This window comes from Streptomyces sp. NPDC056224 (genome assembly GCF_042267665.1).
Taxonomy (GTDB): domain Bacteria; phylum Actinomycetota; class Actinomycetes; order Streptomycetales; family Streptomycetaceae; genus Streptomyces.
Map to the genome: position 1 here is coordinate 1 of NZ_JBHJTK010000020.1, position 15,091 is coordinate 15,091.

At 72.9% G+C, this 15,091-nt stretch carries 14 protein-coding genes and 1 rRNA gene; 9 read left to right on the forward strand and 6 right to left on the reverse strand.

The window, feature by feature from the left end:
• Nucleotides 1-140 precede the first annotated feature (140 nt).
• Nucleotides 141-257: ribosomal RNA gene (gene rrf / locus ACFCZ1_RS22410) — 5S ribosomal RNA — on the forward strand.
• A 59-nt stretch (nt 258-316) separates the two neighbouring features.
• On the opposite strand, the gene ACFCZ1_RS22415 is transcribed toward rrf, so the two are convergent.
• From ACFCZ1_RS22415 to ACFCZ1_RS22440, 6 genes are all read right to left on the reverse strand, one after another.
• Nucleotides 317-751 carry a nuclear transport factor 2 family protein gene (locus ACFCZ1_RS22415; RefSeq protein WP_376680042.1) on the reverse strand — a complete coding sequence of 145 codons (435 nt, stop codon included), beginning with the start codon at nt 749-751 and terminating at the stop codon, nt 317-319.
• 132 nt (nt 752-883) lie between these two features.
• Nucleotides 884-2,194 (reverse strand): DUF58 domain-containing protein, encoded by a 1,311-nt coding sequence (locus ACFCZ1_RS22420; RefSeq protein ID WP_376680043.1) that lies wholly within the window; start codon nt 2,192-2,194, stop codon nt 884-886.
• Nucleotides 2,194-3,180 carry an AAA family ATPase gene (locus ACFCZ1_RS22425; protein ID WP_376680044.1) on the reverse strand — a complete coding sequence of 329 codons (987 nt, stop codon included), beginning with the start codon at nt 3,178-3,180 and terminating at the stop codon, nt 2,194-2,196. Before ACFCZ1_RS22425 ends, ACFCZ1_RS22420 begins: the two co-directional genes overlap by 1 nt.
• Nucleotides 3,177-4,421: a DUF4350 domain-containing protein gene (locus ACFCZ1_RS22430; protein WP_376680045.1), complete on the reverse strand. Its 1,245-nt coding sequence runs from the start codon at nt 4,419-4,421 to the stop codon at nt 3,177-3,179. Before ACFCZ1_RS22430 ends, ACFCZ1_RS22425 begins: the two co-directional genes overlap by 4 nt.
• The gene (locus ACFCZ1_RS22435; RefSeq protein WP_376680046.1) at nt 4,418-5,098 is read right to left on the reverse strand and encodes a DUF4129 domain-containing protein; all 681 of its coding nucleotides are present in this window, start codon (nt 5,096-5,098) and stop codon (nt 4,418-4,420) included. The genes ACFCZ1_RS22430 and ACFCZ1_RS22435 overlap by 4 nt, the downstream gene beginning before the upstream one ends.
• 7 nt (nt 5,099-5,105) lie before the next feature.
• Entirely contained in the window at nt 5,106-6,347 is a 1,242-nt protein-coding gene (locus ACFCZ1_RS22440) for a hypothetical protein (RefSeq protein ID WP_376680047.1), read from the reverse strand.
• A 233-nt stretch (nt 6,348-6,580) separates the two neighbouring features.
• On the opposite strand from ACFCZ1_RS22440, the gene mtrA reads away from it, so the two are divergent.
• From mtrA to ACFCZ1_RS22480, 8 genes are all read left to right on the forward strand, one after another.
• Nucleotides 6,581-7,270, forward strand: a complete 690-nt coding sequence (gene mtrA / locus ACFCZ1_RS22445; RefSeq protein WP_200904315.1) for a two-component system response regulator MtrA — start codon at nt 6,581-6,583, stop codon at nt 7,268-7,270.
• A gap of 1 nt (nt 7,271) precedes the next feature.
• Nucleotides 7,272-9,263 carry an MtrAB system histidine kinase MtrB gene (mtrB, locus tag ACFCZ1_RS22450; RefSeq protein WP_376680048.1) on the forward strand — a complete coding sequence of 664 codons (1,992 nt, stop codon included), beginning with the start codon at nt 7,272-7,274 and terminating at the stop codon, nt 9,261-9,263.
• A complete protein-coding gene (locus tag ACFCZ1_RS22455) occupies nt 9,199-11,118 on the forward strand; it encodes an LpqB family beta-propeller domain-containing protein (RefSeq protein WP_376680049.1) in 1,920 nt (639 codons plus the stop codon). Before mtrB ends, ACFCZ1_RS22455 begins: the two co-directional genes overlap by 65 nt.
• Before the next feature lie 73 nt (nt 11,119-11,191).
• The gene (locus ACFCZ1_RS22460) at nt 11,192-11,893 is read left to right on the forward strand and encodes a ComF family protein (protein WP_376680050.1); all 702 of its coding nucleotides are present in this window, start codon (nt 11,192-11,194) and stop codon (nt 11,891-11,893) included.
• A 310-nt stretch (nt 11,894-12,203) separates the two neighbouring features.
• Nucleotides 12,204-12,899, forward strand: coding sequence for a ribosome hibernation-promoting factor, HPF/YfiA family (gene hpf, locus ACFCZ1_RS22465; protein ID WP_376680051.1), 696 nt, complete (start codon nt 12,204-12,206; stop codon nt 12,897-12,899).
• A 209-nt stretch (nt 12,900-13,108) separates the two neighbouring features.
• A complete protein-coding gene (locus ACFCZ1_RS22470; protein ID WP_376680052.1) occupies nt 13,109-13,861 on the forward strand; it encodes a response regulator in 753 nt (250 codons plus the stop codon).
• Nucleotides 13,862-14,204: 343 nt separating this feature from the next.
• Entirely contained in the window at nt 14,205-14,492 is a 288-nt protein-coding gene (locus ACFCZ1_RS22475) for a hypothetical protein (protein WP_376680053.1), read from the forward strand.
• Complete coding sequence (locus ACFCZ1_RS22480) at nt 14,489-15,082, forward strand: hypothetical protein (protein WP_376680054.1); 594 nt, start codon at nt 14,489-14,491, stop codon at nt 15,080-15,082. Before ACFCZ1_RS22475 ends, ACFCZ1_RS22480 begins: the two co-directional genes overlap by 4 nt.
• Nucleotides 15,083-15,091: the final 9 nt, after the last annotated feature.

A 15,091-nucleotide genomic window follows, 5' to 3' on the forward strand; every position in this document is an offset into this window, starting at 1 on the left:
CCAGATGTGGAAGCCCGGTAACGGGTGAAGCTGACTGGTACTAATAGGCCGAGGGCTTGTCCTCAGTTGCTCGCGTCCACTGTGTTAGTTCTGAAATAACGAACGGCTGTGAAAACACCAGCGTTCAAATTTCATAGTGTTTCGGTGGTCATAGCGTTAGGGAAACGCCCGGTTACATTCCGAACCCGGAAGCTAAGCCTTTCAGCGCCGATGGTACTGCAGGGGGGACCCTGTGGGAGAGTAGGACGCCGCCGAACAATCATTGCGGAAGCCCCGCACCAGACCCTCCGGGGTCCGGTGCGGGGCTTTTCTGCGTTCAGGGCCGAATGAATGCCTGGGCCACCGCAAGGCTGTCTTCGTACACGTGGTGGCGGGTGATCCGGCCGTGTTCGACCGTGAGGTGCAGGGCGAACCGGGCGCGATAGGAACGGTTGGTGGGGCGGGCGGTCTGGCGGATCTCACCGAGTACGACCGCGTCGTTGCCGTCGACGAGGATGCGTTCGATCTGAGTGGCCGCTGCGCCGGGCACGTGGTGTTCGGCGAGTTCACGAAAATGGGCGGCAGCGTCGGAACGGGTCGAACGGTGCCTGATCCACGGCGTGGCAGCACGGCCGTGTTCGGCCGCCGGCCAGGCCAGCTTCCAGTCGCTGTGCTCCGCGTACAGTGCGGCGACGTGCTCCGCGTCGCCCTTGCCGATGCGGAGCAGGAGCTCCTCCACCACGGCGCGGGTGTTCGTGGGCTTCGTGGGCATGGTTTCGCCCATGGCTGGTCCCTCCGGCTCGGGGCCCGCGTCGTCGCGACGCGGAGAGAGCAGCATTCTCGGCCGCCCGGGCCGCCGGGCGCGATTACCTCGGAGGTCATCGCGCGAGGGGACTGGGCGTGCTCAGAGGCGCCCGGTGGCCTTGAGGGACAGGTAGGCATCGGCCAGGGACGGGGCCAGGCTGTCCGGGGTGGCGTCGACCACGTGCACGCCGTGGCGGGTGAGCTGGTCGGCGGTCCTTCGGCGCTGCGACTGGGACTGGGTGCCCGCCGCGGCCTCGTAGACCTCGTCCACGCCGCCGCGGGACGTCGTCATCTCCGCCACGTGCGGGTCGGCCACCGAGGCCAGGAGGACCGTGTGGCGCTGGGTGAGGCGCGGCAGCAGCGGCAGCAGGCCCTCCTCGACCGGGGCGGCGTCCAAGCTCGTCAGGAGGACCACCAGGGAGCGGCGCGGGGCGCTGCGCAGGATGGTGGAGACCAGGGTGCGGGAGTCCGTCTCGACGAGCTCCGGTTCCAGCGGGGCCATCGCGTTCACGAAGGAGGGGAGGACATCGGCCGCCGGGCGGCCCTGGACCTGGGCGCGGGGCCGGCGGTCGTGGGCCAGCAGGTCCACGCGGTCGCCGGCGCGGGTGGCCAGGGCGGCGAGGAGCAGGGCCGCGTCCATCGCCGAGTCCAGGCGCGGGGCGTCGCCGACGCGGCCCGCCGAGGTGCGGCCGGTGTCCAGGCAGATCAGGATGTGCCGGTCGCGTTCGGGGCGCCAGGTGCGGACGGCCACCTTGTTCTGCCGGGCCGTCGCGCGCCAGTCGATGGAGCGGGTGTCGTCACCGGGTACGTAGTCGCGGAGGCTGTCGAACTCGGTGCCCTCACCGCGGGTCAGAACGCTGGTACGGCCGTCGAGTTCGCGCAGGCGGGCCAGCCGGGACGGCAGGTGCTTGCGGCTGGTGAAGGGGGGCAGGACGCGGACCGTCCACGGGACGACGTGGGCGCCCTGCCGGGAGAGCAGGCCCAGCGGGCCGTACGAGCGGATCGTGACCCGGTCGGCCCGGCGGTCGCCGCGCCGGGTGGGGAGGAGGCGGGTGGTCAGGCGTCGGCGTTCGCCGGCGGGGACCACGACCTCGTGGCGGGAGGCGGCCGTCTCCGTGCCCGGGATCCAGCTGCTGGGGGGCCAGGCGTCGCGGACGTGGGCCCGCAGGGTGCGGCCGCTCGGGTTGGTGACGGTGAGGTGGACGTCCGCCCGTTCGCCGAGGCGGACCGAGGTGTCGCCCGAGCGGGTCAGGCCGAGGGCGCGGACGGGTGCCGCCAGGGCGTAGTCGACCGCGCAGGCCAGCGCCAGGGGTCCGTTGACCGCGAGCATCCCCGTCCAGCTCGGTTCGAGGATGCCGACGGGGATGCTGCCGAGGGCCGCCAGCAGGGCGGCGCGTCCGGTGAGGGCCATCAGCGGGGGACGGGGACGTGGGAGAGGATCGCGGTGATGACGGCGTCGGCCGTGACTCCCTCCATCTCCGCTTCCGGGCGCAGCTGGACGCGGTGGCGGAGAGTCGGCAGGGCGAGGGCCTTGACGTCGTCGGGGGTGACGTAGTCGCGGCCGGTGAGCCACGCCCAGGCGCGGGCGGTACCCAGCAGGGCGGTCGCGCCGCGCGGGGAGACGCCGAGGGTGAGGGAGGGCGATTCGCGGGTGGCGCGGCAGATGTCGACGACGTAGCCGGCGATCTCGGGGGAGACGGAGACCTTGGAGACGGCCTCGCGGGCGGCTTCGAGCTGCGCGGGTCCCGCCACCGGGCGGATGCCCGCGGCGTGCAGGTCGCGGGGGTTGAAGCCTGCGGCGTGCCGGGTCAGGACGCCGATCTCGTCGGTGCGGGAGGGGAGGGGCACGGTGAGCTTGAGGAGGAAGCGGTCCAGCTGGGCTTCCGGGAGCGGGTACGTGCCCTCGTACTCCAGGGGGTTCATGGTGGCGGCGACGAGGAAGGGCTCCGGGAGCGGGCGCGCCGTGCCGTCGACCGTGACCTGGCGTTCCTCCATCGCTTCGAGGAGGGAGGACTGGGTCTTGGGCGGGGTGCGGTTGATCTCGTCCGCGAGGAGGAGGTTGGTGAAGACCGGGCCGTTCTGGAAGGAGAATTCGGCGGTGCGCGCGTCGTAGACGAGGGAGCCGGTGACATCGCTCGGCATCAGGTCCGGGGTGAACTGGACGCGCTTGGTGTCGAGTTCGAGGGACGCGGCGAGGGCCCGTACGAGGAGGGTCTTGGCGACGCCGGGGACGCCTTCGAGGAGCACGTGGCCGCGGCACAGGAGCGCGACGACGAGACCGGTGACGGCGGAGTCCTGACCGACCACGGCCTTGCCGATCTCGGTGCGGAGCGCTTCGAGGGAAGCGCGGGCGCTGTCCGCGGTCGCAGCCGTGGACTCGGTGGCCGGGTACGTCATGACGTACGGACCTCTCTTTCGAGGGCGTCGAGGTGGTCGGCGAGCGCGACGAGTGCCGCGTCGTCGGAGGGTGTGGGGCCGAAGAGCAGGCCGGAGACGTCCCTGGCCTGCGGCCCACCGGTGAGGCGGGCGGAGACGCCGGGCGTCAGCGCGGACGGGTCGTGGGCTTGGGCGTGCGGCACGCCGACCAGTGCGGCCAGGCGTTCGCGGGTCGCGGCGCGCAGCACGGTGGCGGCGCGGTCGCGGGCCCGGGCCTTGCGGTAGAGGCGGGCGCGGCCCTCGGTGGCCTCGGAGGCGCGGATGACGACCGGCAGCTTCTCGGTGACGAGGGGGCCGAGGCGGCGGGCGCGCCAGAGGGCGGCGAGGACCGCGGCGACGAGGAGCTGGAGCAGGGCCCAGTACCAGCCGGCCGGGATGAGGTCGAAGAGGTTCTCGTCCTCGCCGGAGTGGGTCGCGGGGTCGGAGTCCGCGAGGGACGGCATGTACCAGACGAGGTCCGGTCGGGAGCCGAGGAGTTGGAGGGCGAGGGAGGCGTTGCCCTCCTCGGCGAGGCTCTCGTTGAGGAGGACCGTGCCGGAGCCGAGGAGGACGGTGTCGCCGCCGGGGGTGGCGGCGGGGAGGACGAGGAGGGTGGGGTGGCCGCCGGTGGGGTAGCAGGCGGTCGCTCGGGGGAGGGCGGTGGTGTAGCGCAGGCCGCCGCCGGTGCCCGCGCGGCCTGCGGAGGCGGCGGCGGGCAGGGTGCAGGCCGGGGCGAGGGTGTCCGAATCGGCGTCGCCCTTCGTGTGCACGCCGGGGGCCAGGTCGGGGAGGCTGTGGCCGCCGGGGGCGAGGAGGACGGTGCGGCCGCCGGAGAGGTCCATGGCCGAGCGGATGACGCCGCGCTGGGTGGTGCCGAGGACGTCGGGGTCGGTGACCAGGAGGGTGGTGCGGGGGCCGGCCGCGTCGGCGGCCTCGCGGGCGGTGGTGACGACGCGGGTGGTGACACCGCGGTCCTTGAGGAGCTCGGCGACGGCCCGGCTGCCGGAAGGGTCGGCGGAGCGGGGGTCGAGCATGCCGTGGCGGGTGCCGGAGTCCAGGGCGGCGAGTGCGAGTCCGCCCGCGGCGAGCACGGCGAGGAAGGCCAGGACGCGCAGGGTCCTGCGTATCCGCCGGGCTCGGCCGGCCCGGGGCGCCGCGGTGTCGGCCGGGGCGCCGGTCCCGTCGGCGACGGAGCCGGTGGCGGGCGTGAGGGGGCCGGTCATGCGGTGGGTCCCGTCAGGAGCGGCCTGGCGCGGTCCAGGGTGAGGTCGAGGGCGCGCAGGCGGGCGTACGCGTCGGCGTCGGCGGTGCGGCCGCCGTAGGTGACGTCGTCGAAGGTCCGGGCGGCCGCACGGAGGTCCGCGGCGTGGTCCGGGAGGCAGGCGGCGGCTTCGGCGGCGGCCTCGTCGGCGGTGCGGCCCGGGCGGGGGTCGAGCAGGGTCCGCTCCTCCAGGGAGCGGACGACGGCGCGCATGCGCTCCTGGACGGCTTCGGTCCAGCGGCCCGCGGCGGCGTGGGCCTCGGCGGCCGTGCGGTGGTCGGCGGCGCTGCGGATGCCCTCGTCGAAGAGGACGCCCGCGCCGGAGACGGCCCGGCGGGGGGAGCCGAGCCGCCACCACAGTGCGCCGACGGCCAGGGCGACCAGGAGGGCGATCACGACGAGGCCGGTCGTGCCGCCGGGGGCCGACCCGGAGGCGGCGCCGAACAGGTCGTCGAGCCAGGCGAAGAACTTGCGCAGGGCGCGGTCCAGCAGCCCCGGGTCGTTCTGGTGGTACATGGGCTTGGACAGTTCGCGCTCGGCCGCCTCCTGGGCAGGCTCGCGCGGTGTCGTCACCGGCGGTGTCGCCGTGCCGGGCAGGAGCGCCGTGGCGCGGCTGATGAGACCCCCCGTACTCATCATCGGTGTGTCAGCCTCCGGTCGTCCCGTAGTTCTCGACGCCCGCCGCCCGGGCGAGCTCCAGGTCGAGCCCTTCGCGGCGGATGCGCTGGTCCACGTAGAGGAGGACGGTGACGCCCGACTGCATGGGCATCACGATGGTCTGCGCGATGATCGCGCCGATGCCGGAGAGGATGAGCGCTCCCCAGGCGGTGGAGGCCGTGCCGGCCTGCAGGCCGCCCATGCCGCCGCCGAAGAGGGCGACGCCGAGGAACGTCAGCGGCCAGACGATGATCGCCGCGATGATGCCGGTGATGATGCCGGTGAGGAGCGTGATGCCGAAGATGCGCCACCACGTGCCCTTGACGAGCTTGGAGGAGCGGCGCAGGGACGTGAAGACGGTGCTCTTCTCCAGCATCAGGGCGGGGGAGGCCAGGCCGAACTTGATCCACAGCCACGTGGCCAGCGGGACCGCGGCGAAGCCGCCGAGGACGACCAGTCCCGCACTCCGGGCGAGGAGGCCCGGCACGATCAGCACGGTGACGAGGGAAATGAGGCCGAGTCCCATCAGCAGCGTCAGTCCGGTCAGGCGCAGCAGCTGCGGACGGGCGTCGCGCCAGGCGGCGGAGACCGTGGAGCTGTTGCCGAGGACCGCCCGGCTGAAGATCATCGTGAGCATCGCGGTGGCCACGATGCCCCCGAGCGCCTGGATGAAAAGGGCTCCGGCCGTGACCGCCGAGGCCGTGCCGAGGGTGTTGATCGTCTGCTCGATGTCCGCCGCGGGGTCCGTGGCGAGGGCCAGGTCGGACATCACGTACTTCTGCAGGAGCAGGCTCAGCACCTGCACCACCGTGGCCACGACCAGCGTGATCGGCAGCACGGAGCGCCAGTGGGCGCGCATGGTGGCGACCGCGCCGTCGAGGATCTCGCCCATGTCCAGGGGGCGCAGCGGGATCACGCCGGGCTTGGCGGCCGGGGGCTTGCCCCACTGGCCGGGGCCGCCCGGGTAGCCGTACTGGCCGCCGTAGGGGCTTCCGTAGGGGGCTCCGTGCTGCTGGCCGCCGTACGGTCCCCAGCCCTGGCCCTGCTGCGGCGGTGCCGGCGGAGGCGGAGTCGGGGCCGGGCCGGCGCCCGGGGCGGACCAGTCACCGGGCGGCGGCTGCTCGGCGGACCACTTGGGGCCGCCGGAGGCCGGCTGGTCGGAGGGCGCCCCAGGTCGCTCGCCGTCGGACGGAGAGGATCCGGGCGAAGCCCAGCCCGGAGAGTCGTTCATCGTCGCTCCTTCACGTGCACCTGCTGCGCGGGGGCGCTGGTCGCTGCCATCGTGCCACGTGAGGTCCACGAACGGACCAGCCGTCCCCCCGGATCCCCGGTAGCCCGTACCTTCAATTGTCACCCGGATCCGGGTGAGACTGGGTGACCTGATCTCCACGCAGGTCCGAGGGGCGATTTCCAGCCCTTTTGGCTGTGGGACAGCTCACCGCCGGGTAACGATTAGCTAATGGGATGATGTCAAGCATGAAGGGACGAGTCCTTGTCGTCGACGACGACACCGCGCTGGCCGAGATGCTCGGCATTGTGCTGCGTGGAGAAGGTTTTGAGCCGTCGTTCGTAGCGGACGGTGACAAGGCGCTGGCTGCCTTCCGGGAGGCGAAGCCCGATCTGGTACTGCTCGACCTCATGCTGCCCGGACGGGACGGCATAGAGGTGTGCAGGCTGATCCGGGCCGAGTCCGGCGTGCCGATCGTGATGCTCACGGCGAAGAGCGACACGGTCGACGTCGTCGTGGGCCTGGAGTCCGGCGCCGACGACTACATCGTCAAGCCGTTCAAGCCGAAGGAGCTGGTGGCCCGCATCCGGGCCCGCCTGCGCCGGTCGGAGGAGCCCGCTCCCGAGCAGCTGACCATCGGTGACCTCGTCATCGACGTGGCCGGGCACTCGGTCAAGCGGGACGGTGCCTCCATCGCCCTGACCCCGCTCGAGTTCGACCTGCTGGTCGCCCTCGCGCGCAAGCCCTGGCAGGTCTTCACCCGTGAGGTGCTGCTGGAGCAGGTCTGGGGCTACCGGCACGCGGCGGACACCCGGCTGGTCAACGTGCACGTGCAGCGCCTGCGCTCCAAGGTCGAGAAGGACCCGGAGCGCCCCGAGATCGTCGTGACGGTGCGCGGTGTCGGCTACAAGGCCGGACCCAGCTGACGTGCAGTCCGGCAGGGACCGGGCCGGTTCCCGCTGGGGAGCGCTCCGGGGCGGCCGGCTGCTCCAGGACGGAGCGCCCGGCGGCCCCGTGCTCCGGCTTTTCGTACGTCTGCTGCGAAGGCCGGTGCTTCCGGCTGTCCGGCTGTGGCGTCGCAACATCCAGCTCCGGGTCGTCGCCGCCACGCTGCTGATCTCGCTCGCCGTGGTCCTCGCCCTGGGCTTCGTCGTCATAGCCCAGGTCAGCAAGGGCCTCCTCGACGTCAAGGAGGAGGCGGCGCAGAGCCAGGCCGCGGGCGGGTTCGCGGTCGCACAGGAGAAGGCCAACGCCCCCGCGAGCGTGGACGGGCCCGACGCCGCCGACAACAAGGTCGGGCTCGACGCCAGTACCTGGATGAACTCGCTGGTCAAGCAGCTCGCCAGCGGCGGCCAGTCCGCCTTCGAGGTGGTCGCGCTCGGCGCGGGCACCGGCGAGCAGGTCATGCCCGGCACGCAGGGGGTCAAGGGCGCCCGCGCCTCGGGCAACGTCGACCCGGCCGCCAGCGTGCCGATCGCGCTGCGCCGGGCCGTCAACCACTCCGCGGGCACCTTCAAGACCTTCTCCGAGATCCGGTACACCGCCGGGGCCGGGGAGAAGGCCCCCGAGGCCGCGCTGGTCGTGGGCAAGCGGCTCACCGACATCAACGGGGACCCGTACGACCTGTACTACCTCTTCCCGCTCACGCAGGAGGAGGAGTCCCTCAACCTGATCAAGGTCACCATCGTGACCGCGGGCCTGTTCGTCGTCGTCCTGCTCTGCGGCATCGCCTGGCTCGTCGTGCGCCAGGTCGTGACCCCCGTACGGATGGCCGCCGGGATCGCCGAGCGGCTCTCGGCGGGCCGGCTCCAGGAGCGGATGAAGGTCACCGGCGAGGACGACATCGCCCGCCTGGGCGAGGCCTTCAACAAGATGGCGCAGAACCTCCAGCTCAAGATCCAGCAGCTGGAGGAGCTGTCGCGGATGCAGCGCCGGTTCGTCTCGGACGTCTCGCACGAGCTGCGCACCCCGCTGACGACCGTGCGGATGGCCGCGGACGTCATCCACGACGCCCGGGTCGACTTCGACCCGGTCACCGCCCGCTCCGCCGAACTGCTCGCCGGGCAGCTCGACCGGTTCGAGTCGCTCCTCGCCGACCTGCTGGAGATCAGCCGGTTCGACGCGGGTGCGGCCGCGCTGGAGGCCGAGCCGATCGACCTGCGGGACGTCGTGCGCCGGGTCATCGACGGTGCCGAGCCGCTCGCCGAGCACAAGGGGACCCGGATCCGGGTCCTCGGCGACACCCAGCCGGTCATCGCCGAGGCGGACGCCCGGCGGGTGGAGCGGGTGCTGCGCAATCTGGTCGTCAACGCCGTGGAGCACGGCGAGGGACGCGATGTGGTGGTCCGGCTGGCGTCCGCGGGCGGGGCCGTCGCGGTCGCCGTACGGGACTACGGCGTCGGGCTCAAGCCCGGCGAGGCCACCCGCGTCTTCAACCGCTTCTGGCGGGCGGATCCGGCGCGGGCCCGTACGACGGGCGGCACCGGCCTCGGCCTGTCCATCGCCGTCGAGGACGCCCGACTGCACGGCGGCTGGCTCCAGGCATGGGGCGAGCCGGGCGGCGGCTCGCAGTTCCGCCTGACCCTGCCGCGCACGGCAGACGAGCCGCTGCGGGGCTCGCCCATCCCGCTGGAACCCGAGGACTCCCGGGCCAACCGGGCCAGGGCCGCCGCCGACGCCGCGGGCAGCCCGGAGGCCCGGCAGCCGGCCGATGGCGCGGACCGGTCGTCCATACCGCCGCGCTCGCCGGTCGCCGGCGCGCTGCCCGTACCCGCCGACCCGACGGCCCTGCCCGGCAACGGAGCCAGGGTCGTGGCCCGGCCGGCCGGGCAGGCACCACAGGAGGATCGAACCGATGCCGACGCCGACGCCGACGCCGATGCCGATGCCGATGGCGATGCCGATGCCCGAGGACGCTGAGGCCAGGGCCGCCGCCCGGGCCCGGGGCAGGCGGCTGCGCGCGGTACGGGCGTACGCGCTCGGTGTCGCCGGGCTGCTGCTGGCCGGCTGCGCCTCGATGCCCGACCACGGAGAGATCCGCTCGGTGCAGGGTTCGCAGGGCGTCGACTCCCAGGTCCGGGTGTTCGGCGTACCGCCCGCCGACAAGGCCAGTGCGGCCGAGATCGTCGACGGCTTCCTGGAGGCGATGACCAGCGACGACCCGCAGCTGGAGACGGCCCGCAAGTACCTCACGGAGGAGCAGGCCAAGAGCTGGAAGCCCGGCTCCGCCGTCACCGTGCTCCGGGGCGGCCTCGACCGGTCCCCGGTCCGCGGCGAGAAGGACCCCGACGGGCCGCGCTGGAAGGTGACCGGCAAGAAGCTCGCGACCGTGGACGAGCGCAGCGCCTACCAGCCGGAGACCGGCGGCGGGGCGTTCGAGGAGTTCCTCCAGCTGGTCCAGGAGGACAAGCAGTGGCGGATCGCGACCCCGCCGCACACCCTCGTGCTGAGCGAGTCCGACTTCCAGCGGATCTACATGCCGGTCAACAAGTACTACTTCGCGGGCGCCAGCCTGGTCGCCGACCCCGTGTACGTGCGCCAGCGCAGCGACCCCGACTCGCGGATGGACCCCACCACGCAGACCGTGCAGTCGCTGCTGGCCGGGCCGTCCAGGTGGCTCAGCCCGGTCGTCGAGTCCAGTTTCCCGACCGGCACGGAACTGCGGCCGGGCACCAAGTCCCTTTCGTACGACGGCCAGAACACGCTGCGCGTGCCGCTCAACGACAAGGCTGACAACGTCGCGCAGCCGCAGTGCCGGAAGATGGCCACCCAACTCCTGTACACGATCAAGGATCTGACGGGCTCCCGGCTGGAACAGGTCGAACTGCTGCGCTCCGACGGCAAGTCGTCCTCGCTGTGTTCGGTGACCGAGGTGAGCGCGGCGGCGATCGCCAACCGGCCGAAGATCCCGGAGTACCAGTACTTCGTCGACGAGGCGAGCCGGCTGGTCCGGCTGAAGCTCGACATCGCGAGCGAGGTCCAGCAGAACCGGCCCGAAGCGGTGCCGGGGCCACTGGCCACTCCGCCGGGGTTCAAGGTCCTCTCGGCCGCCGTGTCGTACGACGAGCGGCGCGCGGCGGTGGTCTCGGAGGACGGGCACGGGCTGTATGTCGTGTCGATGTCCGGGTCCGACCCGATGCCGCAGCCGCTGTACGTCGGCAAGGCGAACAAGCCGAACACGCTGACCGCGCCCAGCTGGGACGCGGCGGGGGACCTGTGGTTCGCCGACCAGGATCCGCAGCGCCTGGGGCTGTGGCGGGTGCCGGGTGGCACCGGGATTCCGGAGAAGGTCCAGGTGGCCGGGCTCGACGGCGGGCGGATCACCTCGCTGAAGGCGTCCTCGGACGGGGCGCGGATCGCGCTGCTCGTGCAGCGGGACGGCTCCCGCAAGAACTTGTACGTCGGGCGGATCGAGCGGCCCGACGGCAAGGGTGACGTCTCGGCGGTGTCGGTGCGCGAGCTGCGTCCGGCGGCGCCGCAGATGGCGGACGTGACGGCGATGAGCTGGGCGCCGCGGGGCCGGCTGCTGGTGGTGGGCCGGGAGAGCGGCGGGATCGTGCAGGCCCGCTACATGCTCGCGGACGGCTCGATGGTCGCGGCGGGTCTGCCGGGGGCCACCGGGCTGAACGAGGTCGCGGCGGCCGCCTCGGAGGACGAGTCGAAGCCGAAGCCGGTGGTGGCCTTCTCCGACGACGACGGGATCGTGTGGCTGCCGCCGGGGGCGCAGTGGCGCACGGTGATGGCGGGCGGCCGGGCTCCGGTGTACCCGGGCTGACCCGCTCGCGCGCCCGTTGTCCCCGTTGTCCACAGGGGTGGCGGGCGCCTGCGGGGCTCGGCACAGTGGACGCATGCGGGGGTGGTGGCGGGAGCTGGCCGGGCTGGTCCTGCCGGTCGACTGCGCGGGCTGCGGGGCCTCCCGGGTGCTGCTGTGCGCCGGCTGCCGGGAGGCGCTGAGCGGGGCCGGGGCGGCGCGGGCGAGGCTGTTTCCGGGGCCTGCGGGTCTGCCGGTGGTGCATGCGGCCGCCGTGTACGAGGGGCCCGTACGGGCTGTCCTGCTGGCGCACAAGGAGCGCGGGGCGCTGCCCCTGGCCGGTGCGCTCGGTGCCGCCCTGGCGGCGGCGGTGCGGGCGGGTGGGGCCGGGGAGGGAGAGGTGGCCCTGGTGCCGGTCCCGTCGGCGCGGCGGCAGGTGCGGGCGCGCGGGCACGACCCGGCGCGCAGGATCGCCCTCGCCGCGGCGGGCCGGCTGCGGCGGGGAGGCGTGCCCGCGCGCGTGGTGCCGGTACTGCGGCTGCGGCGGGCCGTGGCGGACCAGTCGGGGCTGGGCGCCCGGCAGCGCCGGGAGAACCTCTCGGGGGCCCTGGAGGTGTGCCGTGGCGGGGCGGCGCTGACCCGCGGGGCCGCGCTCGTGCTCGTGGACGACCTGATCACCACCGGGGCGACGCTGGCCGAGGCGGCCCGGGCGGTGCGTGCCGCGGAGCCGGCGTGCGAGGCCGGTCTGCGGGCGGCGGTGGTGGCCGCGACCCGGACGGATCGAAAATCCCGTGAATAGATTCGGAACTGCCGGGGAAGGCCCATCGTTGCAGGTAGTACGAGGGAACGGCCACCTGGACGGAAGAACGTTCCGGTAGCGGGTGCCGACAACCGTCATAGAGGGATATGTTCGGTTGTGAGGACTGGCGAGCCTTGAGGCCCCGCGCATCGCTGTCTCTCGACTCCGAAGTCGGTGGGGTGTAGATCTTGCCGATGGGGGAGGAGGAGGTGAAAGTCGCCAAGTCCGAGGCTCCGGCCTTCACCGGAGTCTGGTGCGAAAGGGAGACGCTTCGCCCGTCGGGCGGAGCTATCCGGGAACGGAGTTCTGCGTGGACATCGTCGTCAAGGGCCGCAAGACCGAGGTGCCCGACCGGTTCCGCAAGCACGTGGCCGAGAAGCTGAATCCGGAGCGGATCCAGAAGCTCGACGCCAAGGTGATCAGCTTGGACGTCGAGGTGTCCAAGGAGCACAACCCGCGCCAGGCCGACCGTTCCGACCGCGTGGAGATCACCTTGCACTCGCGGGGCCCGGTGATCCGAGCGGAGGCCGCCGCCGCAGACCCGTACGCGGCGCTGGACCTGGCTCAGGACAAGCTGGAGGCCCGGCTGCGCAAGCAGCACGACAAGCGCCACACCCGCCGCGGCAGCGGCCGGCTCTCGGCGGCGGAGGTCGCCGACGTGGTTCCGGACGCCGCCACCCTGAACGGGAACGGCGAGCCGGTCACCGCGGAGAAGACGGACGCGATCCCGACCACCCGGATCGGATCGCTGGAAGTGCAGGGCGAAGGCCCGCTCGTCGTCCGCGAGAAGACCCACTCGGCCGCACCCATGTCGCTCGACCAGGCACTGTACGAAATGGAACTGGTCGGACACGACTTCTATCTGTTCGTCGACTCCGAGACGAAGCTGCCCAGCGTCGTCTACCGACGTCACGCGTACGACTACGGCGTGATCCACGTGAACCCCGACGGGGCCTCCAGCTCGGAGCAGCCCCCCGGTGGTGCCGGGGGCGCACTCGGCGGCTGAGCACATCATTCACCGCCCCCCGCGGGACGCTGTGGCGTCCCGCGGGGGCCTCTTGTGCGGGCCTCCTGTGTGGCGCGTATGCGCCGGGCACTCATCGGCGGCCCCCGGGCCGTGCCGCGGGCATGGAATCATGGCGGGCAGTCAACCGGCGGCCGGGCCCGTCCGGTTGGCGCAGCAGCTCGGCACATGCAGGGGCAGGGGGAGGAACGATGGCGGACAGCTTCGGGCCGGTACGCGGTGACGACGGCGCGGGCTGCCGTGCGGCGGACGCGGCGGCGGAGCGCGCCGGCTCGCCGGCGGGGGAGCCCATCCGGGTCCTCGTGGTCGACGACCACGCGCTGTTCCGGCGAGGGCTGGAAATCGTCCTCGCGCAGGAGGAGGACATCCAGGTCGTCGGTGAGGCGGGGGACGGGGCGGAGGCCGTGGACAAGGCGGCGGACCTGCTGCCGGACATCGTGCTGATGGACGTACGGATGCCGCGGCGCGGCGGGATCGAGGCGTGCACCTCGATCAAGGAGGTGGCCCCGTCCGCGAAGATCATCATGCTGACGATCAGCGACGAGGAGGCGGACCTCTACGACGCGATCAAGGCGGGTGCGACCGGGTACCTCCTGAAGGAGATCTCGACCGACGAGGTGGCCACGGCGATCCGGGCGGTGGCGGACGGCCAGTCGCAGATCAGCCCGTCGATGGCGTCGAAGCTGCTCACCGAGTTCAAGTCGATGATCCAGCGGACCGACGAGCGGCGGCTGGTGCCGGCGCCGAGGCTGACGGACCGGGAGCTGGAGGTCCTCAAGCTGGTGGCCACCGGCATGAACAACCGCGACATCGCCAAGCAGTTGTTCATCTCCGAGAACACGGTGAAGAACCACGTCCGCAACATCCTGGAGAAGCTGCAGCTGCACTCCCGGATGGAGGCGGTGGTCTACGCGATGCGAGAGAAGATCCTCGAAATCCGCTAGCCGCTTCCCTGCCGGAGCCGGCCGGGCGGGCTCGGGTGTGTTTCCCAAGCGTCGCCGGGCGCCCCGAAGGGCGCGGGTCGGGAGCTGGCACTCGTTGGCCCCCCCTGCGCTGCCGCGGGGGTCTCCTGGGCCGCCCCGCCGCCCCGCCGCCCCGCCGCCATCGTCGCCGCTGGGCGCCGCTGGGCGCCGCGGCATTCCTCGCGCGACCGAAGGCGCCGCGACGGACCTCCGGGACCTGGGGACGGGCGTGGTCTCCGGCGTGCTTCCAGGGGAACGCGGCCGTGCGGGACTCAGGTGTCAAGGAATTCTTGACAAGTCCGCCGTGTCAAGGTTTCCTTGACGCATGTTGATCTTGAATGCGAAGGGCCGGCACCGGGACCTCTTTCCCGCCACCGCGTCCATGGCCGCAGCGCTGCCGCTCGGCTTGAGTCTGCCGGCCGTGACGGTGATGTTCGGCGACCGGTTCGGCACCTCCGCCACCGTCGCCCTGATCGTCATGGGCCTCGCGCTCATCGCCTGCACGGCCGGCCTGGCCGCCCGAGCGGCGGCGGCCCGCGACTCCGCCGAGCAGGCGCGCCGCGACGAGGCGGTCCTCGACGCCCTCGAACCCCTTGCCGGACTGCGCCGATGAGCGACGAACCACTGCTCCACCCGGCGGAGATGGACCGGATCCGGGAAGGGATCGCCGCAGCCGTCCTCGGCGCCCCCGAGGGGCTGGCCGACTCGCTCGAACACGACGCCCACGGGTACCTGCGCCTGCTGGACGCCTCGCGCGTCGGCGCCGAGGAGGCGAGCCGGCTGCTGCGCGAGGCGGTCCAGGGCGCCAGGGCCGCCGGCCACAGCTGGGACACGGTGGGCCGCGTCCTGGGAGTGAGCCGCCAGGCCGCCCAGCAGCGCTTCGCGGGAAAGGCCGCGGGAGCGGGTCTGTCGGCGCCGCCCGCCGGGGGGCCGAACGCCCCGAAGCGCCGCACCCTCAGCGGGTTGACCGCGTTCAACGAAATGGCCGCCCTGGAGGAGGCCGGCCGCGACGGCTGGCACATGGTCGGCTACGGCCCCTTCTTCCACGAGGTGGAGGCGTCCGGCCAGCCCTGGGAGCACTGCCGGGTCACGCTCCCCTCCCTCGCGCGACACCGGCGGATGGAATCGGAAGGCTGGATTCCGGTCGGCGCGGGATGGTTCCCGTGGCGGTACTACAAGCGGCCCGTCAACCCCGGCACCTAGGGCGTACAT

What these genes read in the sequence shown, in the direction of transcription:
- ACFCZ1_RS22455 (WP_376680049.1), top strand. Translation starts at nt 9,199, where the DNA reads ATGCCGACGCCGACGCCGACGCCGATGCCGATGCCGATGGCGATGCCG.
- ACFCZ1_RS22430 (WP_376680045.1), bottom strand. Translation starts at nt 4,421, where the DNA reads ATGACCGGCCCCCTCACGCCCGCCACCGGCTCCGTCGCCGACGGGACC.
- ACFCZ1_RS22460 (WP_376680050.1), top strand. Translation starts at nt 11,192, where the DNA reads ATGCGGGGGTGGTGGCGGGAGCTGGCCGGGCTGGTCCTGCCGGTCGAC.
- ACFCZ1_RS22470 (WP_376680052.1), top strand. Translation starts at nt 13,109, where the DNA reads ATGGCGGACAGCTTCGGGCCGGTACGCGGTGACGACGGCGCGGGCTGC.
- ACFCZ1_RS22420 (WP_376680043.1), bottom strand. Translation starts at nt 2,194, where the DNA reads ATGGCCCTCACCGGACGCGCCGCCCTGCTGGCGGCCCTCGGCAGCATC.
- ACFCZ1_RS22415 (WP_376680042.1), bottom strand. Translation starts at nt 751, where the DNA reads ATGCCCACGAAGCCCACGAACACCCGCGCCGTGGTGGAGGAGCTCCTG.
- ACFCZ1_RS22475 (WP_376680053.1), top strand. Translation starts at nt 14,205, where the DNA reads ATGTTGATCTTGAATGCGAAGGGCCGGCACCGGGACCTCTTTCCCGCC.
- ACFCZ1_RS22425 (WP_376680044.1), bottom strand. Translation starts at nt 3,180, where the DNA reads ATGACGTACCCGGCCACCGAGTCCACGGCTGCGACCGCGGACAGCGCC.
- ACFCZ1_RS22440 (WP_376680047.1), bottom strand. Translation starts at nt 6,347, where the DNA reads ATGAACGACTCTCCGGGCTGGGCTTCGCCCGGATCCTCTCCGTCCGAC.
- mtrA (WP_200904315.1), top strand. Translation starts at nt 6,581, where the DNA reads ATGATGTCAAGCATGAAGGGACGAGTCCTTGTCGTCGACGACGACACC.
- ACFCZ1_RS22435 (WP_376680046.1), bottom strand. Translation starts at nt 5,098, where the DNA reads ATGATGAGTACGGGGGGTCTCATCAGCCGCGCCACGGCGCTCCTGCCC.
- ACFCZ1_RS22480 (WP_376680054.1), top strand. Translation starts at nt 14,489, where the DNA reads ATGAGCGACGAACCACTGCTCCACCCGGCGGAGATGGACCGGATCCGG.